At 73.2% G+C, this 22,534-nt stretch carries 23 protein-coding genes; 14 read left to right on the forward strand and 9 right to left on the reverse strand.

Going from position 1 to position 22,534, the window contains the following annotated elements; all coding sequences use genetic code 11:
• The first annotated feature begins 99 nt into the window (after nucleotides 1–99).
• Together AB0K03_RS24520 and AB0K03_RS24525 are read left to right on the forward strand one after the other, a co-directional pair.
• Nucleotides 100–240: a hypothetical protein gene (locus AB0K03_RS24520; RefSeq protein ID WP_364688612.1), complete on the forward strand. Its 141-nt coding sequence runs from the start codon at nucleotides 100–102 to the stop codon at nucleotides 238–240.
• A gap of 175 nt (nucleotides 241–415) precedes the next feature.
• Nucleotides 416–964, forward strand: a complete 549-nt coding sequence (locus AB0K03_RS24525; RefSeq protein WP_364688826.1) for an NADAR family protein — start codon at nucleotides 416–418, stop codon at nucleotides 962–964.
• Nucleotides 965–1,173: 209 nt separating this feature from the next.
• Here the strand turns inward: AB0K03_RS24525 and AB0K03_RS24530 are convergent, their stop codons facing one another.
• Nucleotides 1,174–1,977: an ATP-binding protein gene (locus tag AB0K03_RS24530; protein ID WP_364688615.1), complete on the reverse strand. Its 804-nt coding sequence runs from the start codon at nucleotides 1,975–1,977 to the stop codon at nucleotides 1,174–1,176.
• A 134-nt stretch (nucleotides 1,978–2,111) separates the two neighbouring features.
• Between AB0K03_RS24530 and AB0K03_RS24535 the strand changes: the two genes are divergently transcribed.
• The 3 genes from AB0K03_RS24535 to AB0K03_RS24545 all read left to right on the forward strand — a co-directional run bounded on the left by AB0K03_RS24535 (nucleotide 2,112) and on the right by AB0K03_RS24545 (nucleotide 4,272).
• Complete coding sequence (locus AB0K03_RS24535) at nucleotides 2,112–2,867, forward strand: metalloregulator ArsR/SmtB family transcription factor (RefSeq protein ID WP_364688617.1); 756 nt, start codon at nucleotides 2,112–2,114, stop codon at nucleotides 2,865–2,867.
• Complete coding sequence (locus AB0K03_RS24540; protein ID WP_364688620.1) at nucleotides 2,864–3,706, forward strand: LLM class flavin-dependent oxidoreductase; 843 nt, start codon at nucleotides 2,864–2,866, stop codon at nucleotides 3,704–3,706. Before AB0K03_RS24535 ends, AB0K03_RS24540 begins: the two co-directional genes overlap by 4 nt.
• A 77-nt stretch (nucleotides 3,707–3,783) precedes the next feature.
• Nucleotides 3,784–4,272 carry an NUDIX domain-containing protein gene (locus tag AB0K03_RS24545; RefSeq protein ID WP_364688623.1) on the forward strand — a complete coding sequence of 163 codons (489 nt, stop codon included), beginning with the start codon at nucleotides 3,784–3,786 and terminating at the stop codon, nucleotides 4,270–4,272.
• A 147-nt stretch (nucleotides 4,273–4,419) separates the two neighbouring features.
• On the opposite strand, the gene AB0K03_RS24550 is transcribed toward AB0K03_RS24545, so the two are convergent.
• A complete protein-coding gene (locus AB0K03_RS24550) occupies nucleotides 4,420–4,962 on the reverse strand; it encodes a GNAT family N-acetyltransferase (RefSeq protein ID WP_364688626.1) in 543 nt (180 codons plus the stop codon).
• 125 nt (nucleotides 4,963–5,087) lie between these two features.
• Between AB0K03_RS24550 and AB0K03_RS24555 the strand changes: the two genes are divergently transcribed.
• Entirely contained in the window at nucleotides 5,088–6,557 is a 1,470-nt protein-coding gene (locus tag AB0K03_RS24555) for a beta-N-acetylhexosaminidase (RefSeq protein WP_364688629.1), read from the forward strand.
• On the opposite strand, the gene AB0K03_RS24560 is transcribed toward AB0K03_RS24555, so the two are convergent.
• Together AB0K03_RS24560 and AB0K03_RS24565 are read right to left on the reverse strand one after the other, a co-directional pair.
• Nucleotides 6,558–6,695, reverse strand: coding sequence for a hypothetical protein (locus AB0K03_RS24560; RefSeq protein WP_364688632.1), 138 nt, complete (start codon nucleotides 6,693–6,695; stop codon nucleotides 6,558–6,560).
• A complete protein-coding gene (locus tag AB0K03_RS24565) occupies nucleotides 6,692–7,420 on the reverse strand; it encodes a hypothetical protein (protein ID WP_364688635.1) in 729 nt (242 codons plus the stop codon). Before AB0K03_RS24565 ends, AB0K03_RS24560 begins: the two co-directional genes overlap by 4 nt.
• A 275-nt stretch (nucleotides 7,421–7,695) precedes the next feature.
• Here AB0K03_RS24565 and AB0K03_RS24570 point away from each other — a divergent pair, with 275 nt between their 5' ends.
• Complete coding sequence (locus tag AB0K03_RS24570) at nucleotides 7,696–9,696, forward strand: M48 family metallopeptidase (protein ID WP_364688638.1); 2,001 nt, start codon at nucleotides 7,696–7,698, stop codon at nucleotides 9,694–9,696.
• A 197-nt stretch (nucleotides 9,697–9,893) separates the two neighbouring features.
• Nucleotides 9,894–10,373 (forward strand): hypothetical protein, encoded by a 480-nt coding sequence (locus AB0K03_RS24575; RefSeq protein ID WP_364688641.1) that lies wholly within the window; start codon nucleotides 9,894–9,896, stop codon nucleotides 10,371–10,373.
• Between the two features lie 6 nt (nucleotides 10,374–10,379).
• Here AB0K03_RS24575 and AB0K03_RS24580 read toward each other — a convergent pair whose 3' ends face one another.
• Genes AB0K03_RS24580 through AB0K03_RS24595 form a run of 4 tightly spaced genes read right to left on the reverse strand, consistent with a single transcriptional unit; the run spans nucleotide 10,380 to nucleotide 13,505 of the window.
• Nucleotides 10,380–10,796 carry a nitroreductase/quinone reductase family protein gene (locus tag AB0K03_RS24580; RefSeq protein WP_364688644.1) on the reverse strand — a complete coding sequence of 139 codons (417 nt, stop codon included), beginning with the start codon at nucleotides 10,794–10,796 and terminating at the stop codon, nucleotides 10,380–10,382.
• A complete protein-coding gene (locus tag AB0K03_RS24585) occupies nucleotides 10,783–11,790 on the reverse strand; it encodes a YafY family protein (RefSeq protein WP_364688647.1) in 1,008 nt (335 codons plus the stop codon). The genes AB0K03_RS24580 and AB0K03_RS24585 overlap by 14 nt, the downstream gene beginning before the upstream one ends.
• A 27-nt stretch (nucleotides 11,791–11,817) precedes the next feature.
• Nucleotides 11,818–12,849 carry a hypothetical protein gene (locus AB0K03_RS24590; RefSeq protein WP_364688650.1) on the reverse strand — a complete coding sequence of 344 codons (1,032 nt, stop codon included), beginning with the start codon at nucleotides 12,847–12,849 and terminating at the stop codon, nucleotides 11,818–11,820.
• 11 nt (nucleotides 12,850–12,860) lie between these two features.
• Nucleotides 12,861–13,505, reverse strand: coding sequence for a hypothetical protein (locus tag AB0K03_RS24595; protein ID WP_364688653.1), 645 nt, complete (start codon nucleotides 13,503–13,505; stop codon nucleotides 12,861–12,863).
• Between the two features lie 301 nt (nucleotides 13,506–13,806).
• On the opposite strand from AB0K03_RS24595, the gene AB0K03_RS24600 reads away from it, so the two are divergent.
• Genes AB0K03_RS24600 through AB0K03_RS24615 form a run of 4 tightly spaced genes read left to right on the forward strand, consistent with a single transcriptional unit; the run spans nucleotide 13,807 to nucleotide 18,362 of the window.
• Nucleotides 13,807–16,992, forward strand: a complete 3,186-nt coding sequence (locus AB0K03_RS24600; protein WP_364688656.1) for a nitrate- and nitrite sensing domain-containing protein — start codon at nucleotides 13,807–13,809, stop codon at nucleotides 16,990–16,992.
• Nucleotides 16,993–17,409, forward strand: a complete 417-nt coding sequence (locus AB0K03_RS24605) for a roadblock/LC7 domain-containing protein (RefSeq protein ID WP_364688659.1) — start codon at nucleotides 16,993–16,995, stop codon at nucleotides 17,407–17,409.
• Between the two features lie 4 nt (nucleotides 17,410–17,413).
• Nucleotides 17,414–17,785, forward strand: coding sequence for a DUF742 domain-containing protein (locus AB0K03_RS24610; RefSeq protein WP_364688661.1), 372 nt, complete (start codon nucleotides 17,414–17,416; stop codon nucleotides 17,783–17,785).
• On the forward strand, nucleotides 17,766–18,362 hold the full coding sequence (locus AB0K03_RS24615; RefSeq protein WP_364688664.1) for an ATP/GTP-binding protein: 597 nt from the start codon (nucleotides 17,766–17,768) through the stop codon (nucleotides 18,360–18,362). Before AB0K03_RS24610 ends, AB0K03_RS24615 begins: the two co-directional genes overlap by 20 nt.
• 228 nt (nucleotides 18,363–18,590) lie before the next feature.
• Here AB0K03_RS24615 and AB0K03_RS24620 read toward each other — a convergent pair whose 3' ends face one another.
• Nucleotides 18,591–20,264, reverse strand: a complete 1,674-nt coding sequence (locus tag AB0K03_RS24620; protein ID WP_364688667.1) for a BTAD domain-containing putative transcriptional regulator — start codon at nucleotides 20,262–20,264, stop codon at nucleotides 18,591–18,593.
• Nucleotides 20,265–20,542: 278 nt separating this feature from the next.
• Between AB0K03_RS24620 and AB0K03_RS24625 the strand changes: the two genes are divergently transcribed.
• Entirely contained in the window at nucleotides 20,543–21,346 is an 804-nt protein-coding gene (locus AB0K03_RS24625; protein ID WP_364688670.1) for a hypothetical protein, read from the forward strand.
• A 92-nt stretch (nucleotides 21,347–21,438) separates the two neighbouring features.
• Complete coding sequence (locus AB0K03_RS24630) at nucleotides 21,439–22,497, forward strand: lactonase family protein (protein WP_364688672.1); 1,059 nt, start codon at nucleotides 21,439–21,441, stop codon at nucleotides 22,495–22,497.
• Nucleotides 22,498–22,534 lie beyond the last annotated feature (37 nt).

Consider the following 22,534-nt stretch of genomic DNA (forward strand, 5'->3'; position numbering starts at 1 on the left):
CCCGGCGCTGCGGCCGCGCCGCTCACCGGAAGCGGTGCTGTCGCCGGTCGGCCCGCCGACCGCGTTGCCGCAGCCGGCTCGCCGGGGTGCCGGCTGCGCATGAGCGTCGACGATCTGGGCTGGCCCATCATGCTCCTCGGCGTGATCGGGGCGGACTTCGTCGTCGAGTCGCCTCCGGAACTGCACGACCGCCTGCGCGAAACGGCCGAGACTCTGCTGCGCGGCGCCGGGACGCCCTGATGCCGGACGCCTGATGCGGGACGACCTGACGTCTGGACGGATCGGCGCCCCCGTGGCGCCGATCCGCAGGGAAGAACCTAGCGGCACCCTCTGACATTTTTCGGGGCCCCGGACCCCACCGAAAAATCCACCGGCGATGTCGGAGGGTGGCGGCATACTGCCGGACGTGGAAGCCATGCCGCGTACCGTTCAGGACCTCATCACGCTCGGGCAGTCGGACGAGCGCGTGAAATACCTCTTCTTCTGGGGCCACCGGCCGCAGCGCGACGGCAGCATCGGCGCCGGATGCCTGAGCCAGTGGTGGCCGTCCACGTTCACCGCGGAGGGCGTCACGTTCGCCTCCGCCGAGCACTACATGATGTGGCGCAAGGCGCTGCTGTTCGGCGACGACGAGGCGGCCGGGCGCATCGTGGCGGCGAGCCATCCGCGACAGGCGAAGATGCTGGGCCGCCGCGTCCACGGCTTCGACGAGGAGGTGTGGGCCGCGCATCGCTACGGCATCGTCGTCGACGCGAGCGTGGCGAAGTTCGGCCAACATGCCGAGCTGCGCGACTTTCTCGTCGGCACGCGCCGGCGCGTCCTGGTGGAGGCGAGCCCGACCGACCGCGTGTGGGGCATCGGCCTCGCGGCCGCCGACGAACGCGCCGCCGACCCGGCCCGGTGGCGCGGGCTCAACCTGCTCGGTTTCGCCCTGATGGAAGCTCGCGACCGCCTCAGCCGATGAGCATCGCCGACGCCACCGACCGGTTCGGGCACCAGCGGCGCCGTCGTCCCGCCGGCCGGGCGCCGTCGTCCCGCCGGCCGGGCGCCGTCGTCCCGCCGGCCGGGCGCCGTCGTCCCGCCGGCCGGGCGCCGTCGGGGCGGGCTCACCCGCGGCGCGGCGACCTGCCTGCTCGCGGGACCGTGCGGGGCGGGCTCACCAGCGGGGCGGGCTCACCAGCGGCGTGGCCGTCCCGCCCGGTCGCGGACCGTCGCCCACACCATCTTTCCGTCCGTGACCGGGATCGAGCCCCACGCCGTCGAGTCGGCGTGCACGACCCGCAGCCCGCGTCCTCTCTCGTCGAGCGGCAGTCCCGGCTCGACCGGAGCCAGGTCGAGGATCCGGGGGAGCTGGCGGGTGTGATCGCGGACGACCAGGTGCAGCGCGGTCCCGCGCCGGGAGACCGAGATGTCCATGTCCGTACGCGCATGCTCGACCGCGTTGGCCACCAGTTCGGACATCACTGCCCGGCCGGGGTGCAGCAACGTGTGCAGATCCCATTCGTCGCACGCGTCGCCGACCAGGTTGCGCGCGGTGCACGGCGCCATGGGTGAGGGGGACAGGCTCAGCCGGATGACCTCAGCCGGCGGTGCCTTCTCGGTCAGTATCGCGCGGGCCTCCTCCGGCGTGTCCAGCACCGGCACCTGGCCGGTCGTCCGCAGTGCGGAGGCGAGTGCCGAGTCCGGCGGCAGGCAGAGCGCGAGGAGGACGGCCGGGGATGCCTCGACCGCGGTGCCGGCGGCGGAGACCCAGGTGGGGACGCTCGCGCCGGCCCGGTCCACCAGGCCGTGAAGGTCGATCACGATGCCGGCCGGGCGTTCGGCCAGGCACTTGCGAAGCGTACGGGCGACAGCCGCCTGAAGTGACGCCGTCCAGTGTCCCGTCACGGTGACGTCGACGAGGGAGCCGTCCCGGTCCGCGGTGACCGACAGGGGTGATTCGCCGGGCTCGATCAGGTACGGAGGTTCTTCCCCCATGACACGGCCTCCCGCCGTCGGAAACACCCGGAGTCTTCGTCCGCGGCCGCAACAGGTCAACGGGTACCTCACCCCATCGGATTAGCCCGTTCGGCGGCATTGACATGCAGGTAAATGACTGCATAACTTGGCGTATGGACCTGGTGTTCAAGGCGCTCGCCGACCCGACCCGCCGCTACCTGCTCGACCTGCTCCGCGAGCGGAACGGCCGCACACTCGGTGAGCTGTGCGAACGCCTCGACATGACCCGGCAGTCGGCGACCCAGCACCTCGCCGTCCTGGAGGCGGCCAACCTGATCAGCACGGTGCGGCGCGGCCGCGAGAAGGTCCACTACCTCAACCCGGTGCCGCTGCACGAGATGCAGGAGCGCTGGATCGACAAGTTCGAGCGCCCGCGGCTGCGGGCCCTCAGCGCCGTCAAACGCAGAGCGGAGAACGCCATGAGCGACCGGCCCACGTACGTCTACGTCACCTATATCGAGAGCACCCCGGAGCAGGTCTGGCACGCGCTGACCGACGCCGACCTCACCGCGAGCTACTGGGGGCACGCGAACGTCTCGGACTGGCGACCCGGTTCCCGCTGGGAGCATCGCCGCACGGACGGCTCCGGAGTGGCCGACGTCGTGGGCACGGTCGTGGAGAGCAGTCCGCCCGTACGCCTCGTCACGACCTGGTCCGACCCCGCCGACCTCGGCGAATCGTCGCAGGTCACCTTCGAGATCGAGCCGTTCCACGAGATCGTCCGGCTGACCGTGACCCACGAGAACCTGGCCGGCGAGCAGGACCACGCCGACGTCGCCTCCGGCTGGCCGGCCGTCCTGTCGAATCTCAAGACTCTGCTCGAGACCGGCCGGATTTTGTCACAGGCACCGTGGACGATGGACCGGTGACTGATCTCGGCGCGATCTTCCTGCCCCAGAACCCTCCCGAGCGGCTGCCCGAGGTGGCGCGCACGGCCGACGAAGCGGGCCTCGAGCAGCTGTGGCTGTGGGAGGACTCCTTCCTCGCCGGCGGCATCGCGGCGGCGTCCGCGGCGCTCGCCGTCACCACCCGGCTCAAGGTCGGCATCGGCATTCTCCCCGTACCGTTCCGCAACGTCGCCGTGACCGCGATGGAGGTCGCGACGCTGCACCGCATGTTCGGCGACCGCCCGATCGTCGGCCTCGGCCACGGCGTCCAGGAGTGGATGGGCCAGGTCGGCGCGCGTGCGGCGTCCCCGATGACGCTGCTGCGCGAGTACACGACAGCCCTGAGATCCCTGCTCCGCGGCGAGCCGGTCACCACGGAGGGCCGTTACGTTCAGCTCGACGCCGTCAAACTGGACTGGCCGCCGACCCCGGCGCCACGCCTGTTCATCGGCGCCACCGGCCCGAAGACGCTCCGGCTCGCCGGCGAGCTCGCCGACGGCACGATCCTCACCGGCGGCACCCCGCCGGACGCCCTCCGCGAGGCCCTCGAGCACATCCGCCCGCCCGAGCAGCACGAGGTCGTGGTCTTCATGCCGGCCGCGACCGGCCCCGACGCCGTCGACCGTCTCACCCGCGACCGCGAGCTGTACGGATCCCCCTGGCTGGGCGCCTCCGGCGACGCGGCAGCCATCGCCGCGGTGGTCCAGGAGCTGGCGGCCGCGGGCGCCGACACGGTGATCCTGCAGCCGACGGTGGACGAGCCGTCGCCCGCGGAGTTCGTCCGCTTCGTCGCGGAGGAGGTGCGCCCCCTGGTCAAGTGAGACGACCCGGGTGACTCACCCGCGACACGGCACGCCGGCGGGGCAGTGGGCGGCCCGGCGCCGCCTATCTTTCCGGCATGCCCATTTCGCCGTACCTGCACAGTCTGCGGGAGGTCGTCGGACAGCGGTTGCTGCTCCTGCCCGGCGTCACCGCCGTCGTCTTCGACGACGAGCAGCGGATCCTGCTCGGACAGCGCGCGGACAACGGCCGGTGGTCGCTCATCGCCGGGGTCATGGATCCGGGCGAGCAGCCGGCCGAGACGGTCGTCCGCGAGGTGTACGAGGAGACCGCCGTCCACGTGGTCCCCGAGCGGATCACGAGCGTGTTCACCCAGCCGCCGAACACCTACCCCAACGGCGACCGCACGGAGTACGTCGACATCACGTTCCGCTGCCGTGCGGTCGGCGGCGAGGCCCGGGTGAACGACGACGAGTCGCTGGCGGTGGGCTGGTTCCGGCTGGCGGACCTGCCCCCGATCGGCGACCTGACGCGCCGCCGCATCGAGTGCGCACTCCTGCCCGGCACGGCCGCGTGGTTCGGCGAACCGGCCGGCCACCTCCGCTGACCCGCGGGCGGGCCGGTGGGCCGCCTCCGCTGATCGCCGGCGAACCGGCCGGCCACGTCGGGTGACCGCCGGTGGGTCGGTCACCCGTCTCAGCCGGCCGCCGGCGGCTCGGCACGGCCGCCTCCGCTGACCGCCCGCTTGCGGAGGTCAGAGCCGCCGGGCGCGTACGTGGTCGTCGTGCCACACCTCACCGACGAGGAACCGCTTGGTCCCCACGATCTCGAACCCGTGCTTCGCGTAGAACTTCGCCGCCCGCACATTGCGCTGGTTGACCCCGAGCCAGCAGATCGCCGCCCCGGTCTCCGCGGCCGCCGCCAGGGTCGCAGTCATCAACGTCGACGCCACCCCGGTCCCGTGGCTGTCCGCCGCCACGTAGAACTTGCTGAGCTCGATGCTCGCCCCTTCGCCCGCCCCCGCCACGGTCGCCGCGAGGTCCGGGTCGGTGATCGTCCCGCCGACGAGCATCGCGTACCCGTGCGGTTTGCCGTCGGCCTCCTCCGCGACGAGCAGGATTCTGGCCGGGTCGGCGAGGTATCGCTCGAAGCTGTCGGGTGACAGATGCTGGGAGATGAAGGCATCGATGTCGCTCTGCAGCGTGCCGGGCGGGGTGGCAAGGCCGAAAGTGCGGGCCGCGAGGTCGTGCAGTGCCGAGGCGTCGGCCGGGCCGGCGCGGCGGGTGGTGATCGCCATGTCGTCACCCTAACGGCGGTGCTGTGAGGTGCGGCTCGGCGGAAGGGACGCGGATCGACCGGAAACTGGAAAGAGGGTTTAAAGTTTCCGGCGGGCCGGGGTCCGGCCCCTACGAGAAGGGCGTAGTGGTGACAAGAGAACTGGGCGATGTGATTCCCGCGCCGGGCGAGGTGCGGCCCGATGCGGCCGCGGCTTTCACGGTCGATGCGGGGACGGCTATCAGCGCGGCCCCCGGCACGGAGCAGGTGGCGGCGTACCTGGCCGACGTCCTGCGCCCGGCCACGGGGTTCGACCTGCCCGTCGGCGGTGACGGGGCGGTGGCGCTGAGCCTGGACGCCGGGCTGGCCGCGGAGGCGTACCGGCTGGAGATCGCGACGGACGGGGTCCGGCTCTCCGCCGGCGCGCCGGCCGGGCTGTTCAACGCCGTGCAGACCTTGCGCCAGTTGCTGCCGGCCGAGATCTGCGCCGGCACGCCCCAGCAGGCCGAATGGACCCTGCCGGGCGGGACGATCGTGGACGCGCCGCGGTTCGGCTACCGCGGGGCGATGCTCGACGTGGCGCGGCACTTCTTCACCGTCGCCGAGGTCAAGGCGTTCGTCGACGCGATCGTCCAGTTCAAGATCAACCACCTGCACCTGCACCTCACGGACGACCAGGGCTGGCGGATCGAGATCGACAGCTGGCCCAAGCTCACCGCGATCAGCGGCGGCGACGGCACCGGCGTGGACGGCGTGGGTCCCGGCTTCTACACGAAGGCCGACTACGCGGAGATCGTCGAGTACGCCGCCGCCCGCTTCGTCACGATCGTTCCCGAGATCGACATGCCGGGGCACGTGAACGCCGCGCAGGTCGCGTACCCGGAGCTGACGGCCGACGGGGTCGCCCCGCCGCAGCGTACGGACGTGGAAGTGGGCTACAGCTCGCTCGTGGCCGGCAAGGAGGAGACGTACGCGTTCGTCGCCGACGTGCTGCGCGAGGTCGCGGCGCTGACCCCTGGGCCGTACGTGCACATCGGCGGCGACGAGGCGCAGGCCACCACCGCGGAGGACTACCGCACGTTCATCGAGCGCGTGCTGCCGCTCGTCACCGCGTACGGGAAGAGCCCGATCGGCTGGCACGAGATGGCCTCGGTCGACCTGCCGCCGTCCGCGGTGACGCAGTACTGGCGCATCGAGGCCGCCGACGACGGCACCGCGCGCGCCGCCGCGACCGGGGGCAAGGTGCTGATGTCCCCGGCCGACCGCACCTACCTGGACATGAAGTACGCCGCGGACAGCCCGCTCGGCCTGGACTGGGCGGGCGTGCTCGGCGTCGAGAAGGCGTACGGCTGGGATCCGGCCGAGCGCCTGCCCGGGGTGGGGGAGAAGTCCCTGCTCGGCGTGGAGGCGCCGCTGTGGTCGGAGACGCTGCGGAGCCTGGCCGACGTGCTCACGATGACGTTCCCGCGGCTCCCGGCGATCGCGGAGATCGGCTGGTCGCCGCGGGAGACCCACGACTGGGAGTCCTTCCGCCGCCGCCTGGCCGCCTTCGGCCCGCGCTGGCGGCACCAGGGTGTGGCCTTCCACCCGTCCCCGGAGATCTCCTGGGAGAGCTGATCAGGGCACGACGATCCGGAACCCGCTCGCGACGCGGGCGGGTATCCGGCCCAGGTCGATGGTGAGGTCCTGCGGCGGCACGTAGTGGTCCAGCCGCGCGACCCGCTGCGCCAGCGTGCCCAGCAGCGCGATCGTCATCTTCTCGCCGGGGCAGCGGTGACCCGTGCGCGGCTCACCGCCGCCCTGCGGGATGAGGTCGAACTCACCCGGCTCACGCCCCAGGAACCGAACGCGGTGGTGTAGTCGTCGTCACCGGTCCGCAACGCGGTGCCCGTCGCCGGCCAGTGGTCCAGCGGCCCGCCGTCCTCCTCGAAGAACGCGATCCGCGCGAGGGCGGAGTCCGCCGCCACGGGGACGTGCTTCGCGCGTACCCCGGAGATCAGGCCGGCCAGCCACCGCTCCCGCCGGCGGCGGGCCGCCAGAGCGCGCCAGTGCCGCGGCCCCACGGTCGCGAAACCGTCCACCATCGCGACCAGGTCGGCCGCGAGGCCGTCCACCTCGTCGTCCGCGAGCGGTACGCCGGTCCAGCGCGTCACCGCCCGCGCGATCACCCGGGCCGATTCGTCGAAGAGGGCGACCGGTGGTCCGCCCCGCCACGCGTCCGCGGCCTCGTCGAACGCCTCGCCGGCGAGCTTGGCGACCGCGTCGATGCCGTCGTCCATCAGCAGCGACACGAACAGCGCCTTGCGGACCCGGTGGGCCTCGGCGTCGAGCGTGTGCACGGCGCCCTCGCCGAAGCGCGAGGCCACCACGAGGTGCGGCAGCGCGGTGTGCCGCACGAGGTGAGTGTCGCCGTAGAAGAACTCCGTGGCCCGAGTGCCGCAGATGCCGACCGCGCGCTGACCCATGACCCGCATGGGCACGGGACGCTCGCCGGCGGCCGGCGCAGGTCGGGCAGCCAGGCGTACCCCTTGATCGCAGCGGCGAGAGTCTGATCCAGCTCAACCATGCGGGTCTGCATCCCCGGGCGGGCCGGCCTGAAACGGCCCGCCGCCGGCCCGGCGAAAATCTTCCTTAAATATGTACGGCTTCCGCTGACGAGTTTGAGCACGTCAGCCACGGGTTCAGCGGTACGGCCGGGCGCGCCGGTGCGATGCTGCCCGCCGGGCTGTCGGAGGTCGCCCCTAGGCTTGCCCAGGTGCGGAACAGGGTGTGGGCCTCGACCGCCGCGCTGGCCGGGTTCCTGGCCGTCGCCGCGGCGCAGCTCGCGCTGGTCGTGGTGCCGGTGCTGCTGGTGCTGTCCATGCTGCCCGGCGCGGCGGCGCTGCGGATCGGGCTGCCGGTGTGCATGGCGACGGTCGGCGTCATGGCGTACGCGACCTGGCGGGCCCTGCACACCCGTCGCCCGCAGCCGGTCGGCATCCCGGTCACCCGCGACGACGCCCCGCGCCTGTGGGAGCTCGTCGACGGCGCCGCGGCCGCCGCGGGCACCCGCCCGCCCGAGCGGGTGACGATCGTGGCCGACGCCGCGGCGAAGCTGATCGAGCGCACCCGCCTGCTGGGCCTGGCGGGCGGCCGGCGCGATCTCTACCTGGGGCTCCCCCTCCTGCAGGCCTGGGACACCGCCGACCTCAAGGCGGTCGTGGCGCACGAGCTGGGCCACTTCTCGCCCCGGTTCGGCCGGCTGGCCCCGGTCGCCTACCGCGGCCGCACGGTGGTGGCCCGGGTGGTGCCGCGCATCTCGCGGCGCAACCCGGCGGGTCCGCTGCTGCGGGCGTACGCGACCCTCTACCGGCGGATCGACGCCCCGTTCAGCCGCGCCCAGGAGCTGCAGGCCGACCGCATCGCCGCCGAGTACGCAGGCCCCCGCGCCGCCGCGGCCGTCCTGCGGGATCTGCCGGCGCTGGACGCGCTGCTGCGGGTCTTCCACGCCGAGTACCTCGGCCCCGGCTGGCAGGCGGGCCGCGTGCCGGACGACATCTTCGGCGGTTTCCTGCGGGTCCTGGCGGCGCGCGCCGAGGAGATCGCCGTCCTGCGCACCCGCGAGCCCGGCCCACCGTCCACCTGGGACACCCACCCGCCCCTCCGGGACCGCCTCGCCGCCCTGACCGCCCCGGCCGACCCGGTCTCCGCAGTGAGCCCGGACGCCGCGACAGCCGACGCTGCCCCGGACGCCGCGACAGCCGACGCTGCCCCGGACGCCGCGACAGCCGACGCTGCGACGGGCGGTGGCGAGGCCGAAGCCGGTCCCGGCGCCGCTGGTCAACCCGCGCCGCGGACCGCCGACGGGCCCGTCGGCACCGCGCAAGCGGAGCCGGAGCTGATCCCCGACCTGCCCGGCTTGGGCCGCGCGCTGCAGACGGTCGCCTTCCCGCCGCAGGGCCGCACGAGCGTCGGGTGGGACGACTTCTTCGGCGCCGCGCGCACCGTCGAGATGCAGCGTGAGGCCGACGCCGCCCTCACCACCGTGTCGCGGGCCGCCGGGAGCGTCGTCGCGAACGCCGAGGACGTGCTCGAGCTCGCCGGGGACGGCCGGCTGCGCAAGATCGCCGAGACGGTCTTCCCGGGGCTGCCCGCCGACGAGACCGCGTACCGGGTGATCGACCTGGTCACGCTCCTGCTGGCCCTCGCGGCCCTGCGCAGCGGCGCGGCGCGGTGGCGGCACAGCTGGACGGGCACCGCCGAGCTCGTCGCGGCCGACGGCTCCCATCTGGACCTCGGCGGTCTCGCCGCGATGGCCGTGGACCCGGCGACCGTGGCGACCGCGCGCGAGAAGCTGGCGGCCCTGGGCATCGACGTGGCGGCCGCGCCGGCCGGGGACGGCGAGCAGGCCCGGCCCGAGGTGGTCGGCGGCGTCGTCAACCTCGTCGTGGACGGTGCGCGTACGGACGTGCTCGTGGTCGACACCGGGCTCTTCCTGCTGCCCGGGCTGCCCAGGTCGCAGAACGGCTCCGCGAAGCGGCGGCTGGCCGAGTTCGCCGCGGCCGACGGCGCGCAGCGGGAGTCCGCCGCCCCGGGCACCCGCTTCGTCCCGTACGCGGATGTGGCCAACGCCACCCAGGTGCGCCGCCGGAGCTGGGACCTCGCCCTGCGTGACGGCTCGACCATCGGAGTGCGTACGGCGCTGGACTCCGACGAGCTTCCGGGCGGCTGGACGGCGCTCGACGACGCCGTGGCGTTTCTGTCCCGTACCCGATAGTCACCCCCGGAGGGTGAACCGATCCGCCGCGAAAGGCGTGTAATCGGATGAGGGTCGAATTCCCGACGAAGGCGTAATGGCAAGGTCACTCGCCGTCACACTGGGATCGGCTGTCATTCGCTTACCGTTCGCCGAACTGGGTAGAAGAAGGCAACACGGATCGGCGATGATCGCCACGACAGGGGGGAGGGGCGCTGATGGAACGGGGACCCATGGCGCTCTTCGGGGCCATCGTCGCGGTGGGCCTCGGACCGGCGATGTGGCTGGGCGCGCAGTTCGGCCAGGCGACGCTGACGCCGTCGCGGCCACCCGCGGTGACCGTGCAGCAGAACGTGTCCACCGAGCCCAACGGCGGCTCCGGAGCGGGTGACGCGCCGACCGATCAGACGCAGATCATCCGTACGGAGCCGAAGGCGAAGACGGAGACCCTCCACACCGAGCCCCGGGCGAAGCGGCCGGCCGCGTCGCCGACGCCCTCGTCGCCGCCCGCCAAGGAGCCGGCGACCGACCCGGAGCCGACACCGCCTGCGGACGACGACACCGGCGAGCCGAGCACCCCGCCGGTGGAGGAATCGACCGGGCCGGCCACGCCGCCGACCGACGACGAGTCCGAGCCGCCGACGCCGCCGGACCCGCCGGCCACCGACTCCGCGACCGAGCAGCTCGCCGAGGCCTGACGCCGGTCACGCCCGGTGCAGCTCCACGATCGGGATGCGGCGGCCGCCGGCGCGGTGCTGGTGCTCGATGAAGAACGCGTACTGCTCGGTGATCCGCGCCCACTGCTGCTCGTAGTCCTCGCCGGACAGTGGCGTCGCCCGCGCCGCGAGAGTCTCACCCGGGAGCTCCACCGTGACGGCCGGGTCGGCCAGCAGGTTCCGGTACCACTGGGGGTCCTCGGTGGCCCCGGCGTTCGAGGCGACCACGAAGAGCCGCTCGCCGTCGCGGGCGTACATCATCGGGCTGGTGCGCGGCTCACCGCTGCGCCGGCCGCGCGTGGTGAGCAGCAGCAGCGGCCGGTCGCCCATGGCGGCGCCCCCGTCGGCGCGGAACGTCGCGATGAGGTCGCGGTTGTACGCGAGCACGTCGTCAGGCATGGTCATGACCCCGATCATGCCCCTGATCCGCGCCGTACGTCGCCATCAGGCCGCGAGCCGTCTCCGCGAAGCGTTCCCGCAGCTCCGGCGGCGTCAGCACCTCCGCGTCCGCCCCCAGCTTCAGCAGCTCGATGTGCCCGTGCCGGACCGACTCGATGGGCACGCGCGTCGTCACCCATCCGCTCGCGTCGGGTTCCGTCGCCTCGGCGCGGGCCACGCGGGACATCTCCGGCGGGAAGACGTACGCCATCCGGGCCAGCGCTTCGGTCGTCATCCGTACGGTCGCCGTGTCCGTGTAGACGCTGCTCTCGTACCGGTCGGTCCACTCGCGCCAGAACGCGGCCAGGTCGAAGCCTGCCGGCCGGGTCACCGGCTCGTCGCGGATCTCCGCGTCCAAGATGTTCGCCACCCGGTACGCCGTCACCCGCTCGCCCGCGCCCGCCACGAGATACCAGCGCCCGGCCTTGAGGACCACGCCGAGCGGCGACAGCGTACGGGTCACCTCGCGCGGAGCCTTCCACCTGCGGTAGCGCACCTCCAGCTGCCGCTCCCGCCACACCGCATCCGCCACGGTCGCCAGGAACGGGGTTGGTTCGTCGGCCCGGAACCAGCCCGGCGCGTCGAGGTGGAAGCGCTCGCGTACCCGATCCGCCCGGTCGGCCAGCTCACCCGGCAGCGAGGCGCGCAGCTTGAGCTCGGCGGCGGCCAGGACCGATCCCAGCCCCAGTTCCGCCGCGGGCCCCGGCACGCCGGCCAGGAACAGCGAACCCGCCTCGTCGCCGGTCAGCCCGGTGAGGCGGGTGCGGTAGCCGTCGAGCAGCTGGTATCCGCCCGCCGGGCCGCGGTCCGCGTAGACCGGCACGCCCGAGGCGCCCAGCGACTCGACGTCACGGTAGACGGTGCGTACGGAAACCTCGAGCTCCTCGGCGAGCTCCTGCGCGGTCATCCGGCCGCGCGTCTGCAACAGAAGCAGCAGGGAGACCAGGCGGGAGGCGCGCACCCGCCCAGTCTCCCAGCGTGTGAGTCCTCAGAGTCCGAGGATCCGGTTGAGGATGTCGCGGTAGCCGCGCAGCTGGACGCGCAGCGTCTCGGTGTCGTCGCCGTCGCCCGCGATGCCCGCCTTGCGGGAGCGCAGGCTCGCGGTCAGCCGGTCGACGGCCTCCTCGACGAGCTTGGCGGCCTCGTCGGTGGCCTCCTTGGGGCTGTCGACGAAGCGCAGCTGCACATCGCGCCACCGCTCCTTGAACCCCTGCGCGTCGGCGGCGTCGAAGAACCCCTCGGCCGGAGCCGATGCCGCCGGAGCCGATGCCGCCGGGGCCGGCGCGGCCGTGGTCGCCACGGGTGCGACCACCGCGGGGCTCTCCTGTTCGGCCGGGTTCTCGGCTTCGGCCTTGTCCAGCGGCTCGTCAGTCACCGGGTCCACCGCCTTCGGGTCCTCGAAGCCACCTTCGTCCTTCAGCGCCGGGTTGGCGTCCAGCGGTGCGCTCTGCGCGTCGGTGTCCGTCGAGGTCTCGGCGGGCTCGTCCGTGACCTTCGGGTCGTCGAACGTGCCGCGGTCGTCCAGCGCCACGTCCACCACGTCGTCCTGGCCGGCGACGGGTCCGGCCTGCGGGGTGTCCGGGCGCGTGTCGCCGGTCGCGGTGCTGCTCGCGTACGTGCGGGTGTTGTGCTCGGAAGGCGACTCCACCGACCCGTCGCCGGGGGCGACGCTGCGGTCGTCGCCGACGCCGGAGCCGGCGTCCGAGACGCGGTCGGTCGCATCCCGCCTGTCGTCGATCGGGTTGGCGACCGCCGATGCGGCGACGGCGCCCCCGACGGTCGACGCGCCGAAGGCGGTCGGCTGCGGGCCCGGCTCGTGGAACTCGGGCTGCTCCCGGTCGTCGCGGGCCGGCACGGCGCCGGTCGTCTCGCCCGCGTGCGCCTCGGCGGGCGCATTGGACCAGGGCGACGGCGGGCGCTGCCCCGGCACGGCCACCGGGTCGGACTGCACGCGGTCGGGACGCTCCTCGTGGGCCTGCTCGTCGGCGGAGTCCCGGGAGTCGTTGGAGAAGAAACGCATCGTCGTACTCCTCAGCGGCTCGTGGCGTCGGGACGCGAGCCCGCGACGTCGCTGTCGTGGTCGTCGATCTTCTGGGACGGCACCTTCGGCTCGGTGTCCGGGGTGACCGCACCCTCCGACTTGACCGGGTTCTCCCCGAGCAGGTCGGCGAAGAGCGCGCGGTAGTGCACGAGCGCCTGGCGCAGGTCCTCGGTGTCGGCCTGGCCGTTCTTGCTGCGCTCGCTGATGGCGTGGGCATCACGGTAGTGCCCGAGGGTCCGTGCGTGTGCCACCGACAGGTTGGCGAGTTGGTCGTCGTAGTCGCCGGTGGGGTAGCCGCGCTCCGCGATCAGGCGGGTGACCAGCTCGTCGGCGGTGGAGACGGCCCGCTCGGGGGCGTCCACGAATTGGATCTGCACTTCCTCCCAGGCGACCGAGTACTTGGCCTTCGACTCGGCCGACAGCGGCTTGAGCTCGAGCTCGGCGTGCCGCTTCTGGCGCTCCAGCAGCTCCCGCTCGCCCTCGGCGCGGCTGTCCGCGTCGCCTACCACCCGGTCGTACTCGGGCCCGAACGTCTTCTGCAGCTTCTTGCGGCGGCCGGCCCGGACGCCGAAGGCGATCGCGGCGGCCAGCAGCACCACGAGGACGATGAGAATGATCACGATTGTGGGGGACATCGGTCTCCTCCTTCTTCCCACGGAGGTATTCCCACGTCGGCGGGGTCGTCAATCCGGATCGGGGTACCGAGGTGAAAACCGGTTCTGTCCGGTGCCGGACTTTCGCGCGCTGCTCCGGCGCATGCCAATCTCCCGTACATAAAGGACATACAACGTTCTTACGGTACGGAGCGGAACTGGCCGCGATGGCCGCCATTACGTATTCTTCCCGCCAGGCGCGCAGCTCATCGACGGTCGTTGACGTGTCAAGCATCTTCCGGGGCTGCGCGCGCTGTCCTGCGTACCCCTCGGGCGGAGGCTGATGAGAACCCGCAACTGGTCGATCCGGTCGAAGATCATCGCGCTGGTCGCGGTGCCCCTCACCGCGCTCCTCGCGCTCTGGGCCTTCGCCACGGCCATCACCGCCGGCCCGGCGCTGAACCTGCTGTCGGCGCAGACGCTGCTCGACACGGTCGGCACCCCCGGCGAGGTCCTCATCGGCGAGATCCAGCGGGAGCGCCGGCTCTCCGTGGAGTTCCTCGCCGCCCCGGACGCCGCCGTCGACAAGCTCACCGCCCAGCGCGCCGCCACGGACCGCGCGGCCGCGGAATTCCGGCGCACCGCCGGTGGCAAGGACGCGCGCGACGCCGCCGGCGCGACGCTCGAGTCCCGCATCCGCCAGATCTTCAGCGACCTCGACAACCTGCCCACCGCCCGGGGCTACATCGACCGACGGGAGATCGACCTCGTCGGCACGCAGAACCTCTACAACGGCATCGTCGACTCCGGCTTCCAGATGTTCTCCGCCACCGCCACCTTCGGCGACGAGCGCGTCGACCGCGAGATCCGCGCGCTCACCACCGTGGGCCGCGGCCAGGAATACCTGAGCCGCACCGACTCGTTGCTCGCCGGCGCGCACGCGGCCGGCAAGCTCGGCGAGGCGAGCCGCACCGAGATGCTGCAGGCGATCGCCACCTCCCGGTTCCTGTTCGTCCAGGGCGTCAACGACCTGCCCGAACGCGACCGCTCGGCGTACCAGCGGCTCAGCCGGGGCGCCGCCTTCAACCGGCTGCAGGAACTGCAGGACCAGCTGCTCGCCTCGAGCCAGGTGGGAGTGGCCGCGCCGGTCAGCGCGGAGGCGTGGCAGCCGGCGTACGACACCACGTCGCAGCAGCTGCGCGCCTTCGAGATCAACGCCACCGACTCGCTCGCCGAGGACGCCCGGCCCGTGGCGGTCGACGTGCTGCTCCGGCTGGGCATCGCCGGTCTGCTCGGTCTGCTCGCGCTGGTAGCCACCGTGCTGGTGTCCGTACGGGTCGGCCGTTCCATCGTCGGCCGCCTGATCCGCCTGCGCCGCGAGGCGCTGGAGATGGCCGGCGAACGGCTCCCCACGGTCGTCAAGCGGCTGCAGCGCGGCGAGGCCGTCGACGTGGACGTGGAGACCCCGCCGCTGGAGTACGGCCGCGACGAGATCGGCCAGCTCGGCCGCGCCTTCAACGAGGTCCAGCGCACGGCGGTGCAGTCGGCGGTCGAGGAGGCCGGCGTCCGCCGCGGCATCAACGAGGTGTTCCTCAACATCGCGCGGCGCAGCCAGACGCTGCTCCACCGGCAGCTCGCCCTGCTGGACAAGATGGAGCGTCGCGAGACCGAGCCGCAGGAGCTCGAGGATCTCTACCGGGTCGACCACCTCGCCACCCGCATGCGCCGCCACGCCGAGGACCTGGTCATCCTGGCCGGCGCCGCCCCGGGCCGCGGCTGGCGCAACCCGGTGCCGCTGATCGACGTCGTCCGCGGCGCGATCAGCGAGGTCGAGGACTACAAACGCATCGACATCGTCTCCGTCGAGCCGTCGGCGGTGCTCGGCCGCGCCGTCGGCGACGTCATCCACCTGCTCGCCGAGCTGCTGGAGAACGCCGCGTCGTTCTCGCCGCCGCAGACCCGGGTCACCGTGGTGGGACAGATCCTGCCCAACGGGTACGCCGTCGAGATCGACGACCGCGGCCTCGGCATGTCCGCCGACGCGATCACCGAGGCCAACCGCAAGCTGCTGGAGCCGCCGGACTTCGACCCGGCCGACAGCGCCCGGCTCGGCCTCTTCGTGGTGGCCCAGCTCGCGGCCCGGCACAGCATCCGGGTGTCGCTGCGGGCCAGCGCGTACGGCGGCATCACCGCGATCGTGCTCATCCCCGGCGACCTCGTCACCACCGCGCCGCCCGGCCCCGGCGCCCCGGCCGCCCTGACCGCGGGACCGGCCACCCCGGACGAGTCCTGGGACCGTCCCGTCCTGGGCAGCGGCACCGACGACCCGTCCCGCAGCTCCCTCGCCGCGCTGCAGTGGCAGGGCACCGAGGAACTGCAGTCCATCCCGGTCGCCGGCCCGGCAGCGAAGATCAACGGCGCGGCCCTCGAGGGTACGGTCACCGCACCCGGCGACGGCCTCCCGAGGCCGGCCCACGCCCCGGCCGACCCGACCGGCCCGACCCCCAGCGCGGTCGTCGACGGCCTCAGCGCCGACGGCCTGGTCCAGCGCCGCCGCACGGTCCCGCGCCGCCGCAGGGACGCCCCGGCCGAACCCCCGGCCCAGCTCCCGCCGAACCTCACCGCACCGACCGGCCTGACCGGCATGCCCGGCGCCATCCCACCCGGCCCGACCGGCCCGACCGGCGCCATCTCACCCGGCCCGACCGCCCCGACCGGCCTGACCAGCCTGAGCGGCCCGGCGGGCCCGGCCGGCCCTGTCGAGGCCGGCGCGAACGGGCACCTCGGCAACGGCCGCGTCCTCGACGGCCGGTCCGGCCCCGGCCTGCTGCACGGTGACGCGCCGACGATCCTCCCCGGAGGCCCCGATCCCGGGCTGATCCCGCCGGGCACTCCGATCGGCCCGGCGCCGTCCCGCATCCCGTCACCCCGCAGAGCCCCGGACGCGTCACCCGCAGCTCCGGCCGCGCCACCCACGGCTCCCGCAGCCCCGGCCGTGCCGCCCGTGCCGCCCGCTGCTCCGGTCGCGTGGCCTGCGGCTCCCGTCACGCCAGCCGTGGGTGCGGGCGGCGTGCCGCTCAGCGGTCCCGGTGACGACCCGCAGGTCGCCGCCGAGGCGCTGCTGCCCCGCCGGGTCCGGCAGGCGAGCCTGGCGCCGCAACTCCGCGGGCCGGTCGTCGACCGGCCGGAGGCCGCGACGGTCCGGTCGCCGGACAAGGTCCGGAGCATGATGAGCGCGCTGCAGAGCGGCACCAACCGCGGCCGGCGGGAGGCCGCGGCGCTGGCCGCCGGCCCGCCGCCGGTGCCGCTGAGTGAAGGCATTGCTGCTGGTAGTGAACGTCGAGTAGGCGAGGAGGAGCGGTCGGCGATCAAAACTGACAAACAGCAGACGGCAGGGGGGCCGACGTGGTCCGAGGCGGCTACCGTCACCTTCCCGGCCGTGCAGGATCCCGTGGCCGGAATCGACGGCGGCACGGATCCCGCGCCCGACGACAAGCACCAGGACCACCGGCCGGAGAAGGACGCATAAGTGGCACAGACGACGAACCAGAGCGCCAACCTCACCTGGCTCCTCGACGACCTCGTCGAGCGGGTGCCGTCGGCGCAGCAGGCGGTGGTCCTCTCCGCCGACGGGCTCCTGCTCGGCGCGTCGGCCGGGATGACCCGGGAGGACGCCGAGCACCTCTCGGCGATGGCCGCCGGGTTCCAGAGCCTCGCCAAGGGCGCCAGCCGGCACTTCGACGCCGGCCCCGTACGCCAGACCGTCGTCGAGATGGAGGACGCGTTCCTCTTCGTCACCGCCGCCGGGCTGGGCGCCTGCCTCGCCGTCCTAGCCGCCAGCGACGCCGATCTGGGGCTCATCGCGTACGAGATGGCCATGCTGGTCACCCGGGTCGGCCAGACGATGGAGGCGCCGGAACGGCTCCCCGGGTCCGATGCCCGCTGACCCCATGCGTGCGCCGCACGACTGGCTGGACCACGACGCGGGCCCGGTCGTCCGCCCGTACGCGATGACCCAGGGCCGGGTGGCGCCCGCCGGCGGCGAGTTCGACCTGCTCGCGTTCGTGGTCGCGACGATGCCGGACGCGCCACCGGCGCCGTCGCTGCAACCGGAGCATCACGCTCTCGTCGGCGCGGCGTGGGAGCCCACGTCCGTTGTCGAACTAGCCTCCAAACTGGACCTCGCCATCGGGGTCGTCCGGGTCCTGCTGGGTGATCTACGCTCGGCGGGCCTCATTTCGCTCTACGAGCCACCCGCGGCCTCCCAGCCGCATGACGTCGACGTACTCAAGGCGGTTGTCAATGGACTCCGTGCGCTCTGACCGTGACGGCGCGCGCTCGCGCATCCCGGTCGCGCTCAAGATCCTCATCGCCGGCGGGTTCGGTGCGGGCAAGACCACCATGGTCGGCTCGGTCAGCGAGATCCGGCCGCTGCAGACCGAGGAAGTACTCACCGGTGCCGACGGCGCCGACGACACCTCGGGTGTGGAAAGCAAGCGCACCACGACGGTGACGATGGACTTCGGCCGCATCACCATCACCGAGGACTTGCAGCTCTACCTGTTCGGCACGCCCGGCCAGGACCGCTTCTGGTTCCTCTGGGACGAGCTCTCCCAGGGCGCGCTGGGCGCGGTGGTGCTGGCGGACACCCGCCGCCTCGCCGACTGCTTCCCGTCGATCGACTACTTCGAGCAGCGCGGCACCCCGTTCGTGGTGGCGGTCAACTGCTTCGACGACCGCCGCTTCGGCGCGGAGGCGATCAGCCGCGCCCTCGACCTCGACCCGGACGTCCCGGTCGTCGAGTTCGACGCCCGCGAGCCGGTCGCGGCCCGCAACGTGCTGATCGAGCTCGTGGAGTACGTAGCCCGCCGGCAACTCGCGGCCGCCGGGGCACGCTGAGCCGGACCCCGCCGAGCCGGCCCGGCGGGTGACAGCCGCCGGGCCGCATCGACACCGATCCGGGCAGGTCGGCCGCGCAGCGATCACCGCCGCGGACCCGTCCGCGCACAAACGCGGGCCGAGCCCGCGCACCGACCCGCGCCCGCGCACAAACGCGGGCCGCGCCCGCGCACAGATGTGGGCCGAGCCCGCGCACCGACCCGGATCGCGGCCGCGTGGGCCCGCCGCTCAGTGCTGCTGGTACTGCCCACTCCAAGGCGTCGCGACCGGTCCCGAAACCGGCGGCACACAGATCAACCGCGATCCGATCCGGTGCAGCGTCCGCGACGACAGCAGCCCGCGCACGATCAGTTCCTCCGGCTGCGCGTACGGCCGCTCGAACCGGGCGATCACGATCCGGTGCGCCGCGTCCGGGGTGACCCCGGGCAGCCGGACGAGCTCGTGGCCCGGGGCGTGGTTGAGGTCGACCAGCCCGCCGTCGTCGAAGTGGCGGACCAGGTCGGGCCGGCCGATGCCGAGCTGCCGGGCCCGGCCGGGGTCGAAGGCCGCGAACTGGCGGGCCTGTTCGCGCAGCGTGCGGTTGCGCGGGGTGTCGCCGGGGTGCGCGGCGACGATGCCGCCGTGGATGGCCGCCGCGACCGCGACGAGCGCGAAGAGGTCGAAGCCGATCCATTCGGCGGTGCTCAGGTCCGGGCTGTCGACCGGGGTCGGGTCGATCGCCGCGAAGACGAAGGCGGTCACGAAGAGCAGCGCGTAGCCGGCCGCATACGCGAACTGGCGGTTGTCGCGGCGGCGGACGCCGGCGTACACGAAGTACATCCAGCTGCCGAACGAGCAGACCAGGATCGGCAGCAGCGACGCGAACAAGACCTCGCCGACGGGAAATCGGTGCTTGGGCGGCGGCGGCAAGGGAGGCGGCGGCGAGAACGGCGACGCTGACGAGAACGGCGGCGGCGAGAAGGGTGGCGGCGAGGAAGGCGGCGGGCCCCAGGAGGAGGGCGGCGTCTGCACGGTGACGTCCGGCGGCACGTACTGCTGGATGAAGGAGACCGGCGCCGGGGAAGCCGGCGCGGGCTGCGCCGCGATGTCGTCGCTGTCGGCCCACGGGTCGACCGGTTCGGCGTAGAAGGCCTCGCCGCGCAGGATGCGCCGGTGGGTCTCCTGCATCTTCTCGCCGGGTTCGGCCCCGAACTGCTCGAGGAAGTATTCGCGCGCGTCGCGGAACGCGGCCAGCGCCTCGGCCTGCCGGCCGTCCTGGTGCAGGGCGATCATCAGTTGCGCGCGAAGGCCTTCGCGCAGCGGGAACTCCTCGACGAGGCGTACCAGATCGGGCATGACGCCGGTGTGGTTGCCGCGCGCGACCTCCATCTCGGCCCACTTCTCCCAGGCCGTGGCCTTGGCCTCGGTGAGCCGGGCGCGGGCCGCGTCGAAGACCGGGCCGGTCAGGCCCGCGAGCGCCTCGCCGCGCCAGAGCGCGAGCGACCGGCGCAGAGTCTCCGTCGCCTCGGCGATGTGACCAGCCTTGCGCTGCGCGGACGCCGTGGCGAGCCCGGTCTGGAACCGGTCGGCGTCGACCGCCTCCGGCTCGGTCCGCAGGACGTAGCCGCCGCCGGTGAGGGCGAGCAGCTCGCCCGGGGTGCGCGGGGAGCGGTCCGGGTCGAGTACGCGGCGCAGGCCGGCCACGTATTTCTGGACGACGTTCGCGCCGTTCTCCGGCGGCTCGTCGCCCCACACCGCGTCGACGATCTGGTGGACCGGTACGGGCCGCCCGGCGTTGAGCAGCAGCACGGCCAGCACCGCGCGCTGTTTGGCCGGCCCGAGGTCGAGCGCCTCCCGGCCGCGCAGGGCGCGCAGCTCGCCGAGGAGCTGGAACTCCAGCGTGGGGCCGGGCGGTGTCTCCACCCGCGGCACCCCCTTTGACCAGCGAAGACGTGAAACGGCAGCGAAACGGCAGCCGGCAGCAGCATAGCCACAGCCGTACGGCAGCACTGTCCCTCAGGCTTCAGTACGTCGAGCCCGGCAGGGCCGGCGTAACGGGGCCCTTGTGCGAGGGCTTCAGCACGTCGGACCCGGCAGGGCCGGCGGAACGGGGCCCTTGTGCGAGGGCTTCAGCACGTCGAGCCCGGCAGGGCCGGCGTAACAGGGCCCTCAGAAGAGCGATAGCGATAAGGACGAAGACGATGAACATTCGCAGGATGCGGCTGGCCGCCCCCGGTGCGCTGCTGGCCCTCGGCGTCGCGGTCATGGGCGGGTGCGGTGTCGCGGACGCGGTGCACGACGCCGCCTCGTCCACCCCGGCAACGCCGGAGGACAAGCTGCTGGACGCGCTGCCGGACTTCTCGACCGGCCCGTTCCACTTCACCGTGAAGGGCGGCACGCAGCCGATGACCGGCGTGCTGGACGCCGCGAAGAAGAGCTACCGGATCGACGTCAGCCAGAAGGATCCCGACCTGGGCTTCACCTTGACGATGAAGTTCCTGGTGGTGCGGGAGAAGTCCTGGATCAAGGTCGACTTCAAGGGTACGGAGGGCCTCACCGGTTTCCCGGAGCTGCCGAAGAAGTGGCTGCTCGTGGATCCGGCCAAGGTCGAGGACACCGAGGACGCCCCGCTGACGTACGACGACGAGACCGATCCGGGGGAGGCCGGCGCGGTCCTGCGGGCGATCGTGGACGTCAAGGAGACGGGCACGGGCACGTACGAGGGCACCACGGACCTGACGAAGCAGGGCGAGGCGGGGATCGTGGAGGATTCCACGCTGAAGGCACTCGGCGACAAGGCGAAGGCGGTGCCGTTCGAGGCCACCGTCGACGCCGAGGGCCGGCTGACCCGTACGGTCGTGAAGATCCCCGCGGCCGGCAAAGCGAAGGCCGCCCGGTACGAGGTCGTCTACGACGAGTACGGCAGCGCCGCGTCACCCGCCGAGCCGGCCGCCGCTGAGCAGCAGAAAGCTCCGAAGGCCGCGTACGAGATGCTCAACGCCTGATCGCCGGCGGTGGCCGCGCGGGTCTACGGGGGTCCGCGCGCCCGCCGCCGATCTCGTCGCGCGCGGCCGGGTCGGTGTGGTGGGATCGGGGCATGGGCGCGAACGACGAGTACGTATTCCTCGGCTGCTACACGGGTGAGAGCGGAGGCGAGGGGGAGGGCATCGTGCTGCTGCGGCGCGACGTGACCACCGGCTCGCTGACCCGGCTCGGGGTCGTGGCCCGTACGCCGTCGCCGTCCTTCCTGGCCCAGCACCCCACCCTCCCGGTGCTGTACGCGGTGAACGAGCTGACCGCGGGCACGGTGAGCGCGTTCGCGGTGGCCGAGGACGCCTCGCTGACCCCGCTCGCCGTGCAGCCGACCGGCGGTTCGGCGCCGTGCCACCTCGCGGTCACCGCGGACGGGCGGCACCTTGTGGTGGCCAACTATGTGAGCGGCGATGTGAGCGTGCACCCGCTGGACGCCGACGGTGCTCCCGGCGAGCGGTCGGATCTGCTGGGCCTGGACGGCGAGGGGCCGGTGGCGGACCGGCAGGAGGGTCCGCACGCGCACATGGTCGCGCCGGACCCGAACGGCGCTGACGTGCTCGTCAGCGACCTCGGCTCGGACCGGGTGTGGCGTACCCGGCTGGATCCGGTGTCCGGCCGGCTGACCCTGGTGGGCCCGGCGGTCGTCGCGGAGCCCGGCACCGGGCCGCGGCACCTGCTGCGGACGGCGGACGGCGCGTTGCTGCTCGTGGGCGAGCTCACCGGCGATCTCAGCTGGTACCGGCCGGGCGCCGGCGGCGAGCTGGAACGCGACGGCGGCGTGGTGGTGAGCGCGTCGCGGCCGAACCAGCCGTCGGAGGTGACGACCGGACGGGACGGTCGTTTCGTGTACGTCGCCAACCGCGGCCCGGACACCGTCACGGTGCTCGCGTGGGAGCCGGAGGGCGCAACGGTGGTCGCCGAGGTGGCCACCGGCGGCTCGTGGCCCCGGCACATGGCTTTGCTCTCGGATCACCTCTACGTAGCGAATGAACGTTCACATAGCGTCACAGTGTTCCGGGTGGATCCGGACACCGGGGTACCGACCGCCCAGGGTGAGCCGGTGGCGGAGAGCAGTCCGACCTGCCTCCTGTCCTGGGTGCCGAAGGCCGGCCGGGCGGTCTGACCAGCGAAGCCGGACACCGCCGGAGAGACGTGATCTT

The organism is Actinoplanes sp. NPDC049316, from assembly GCF_040677315.1.
Classification (GTDB): Bacteria; Actinomycetota; Actinomycetes; order Mycobacteriales; family Micromonosporaceae; genus Actinoplanes.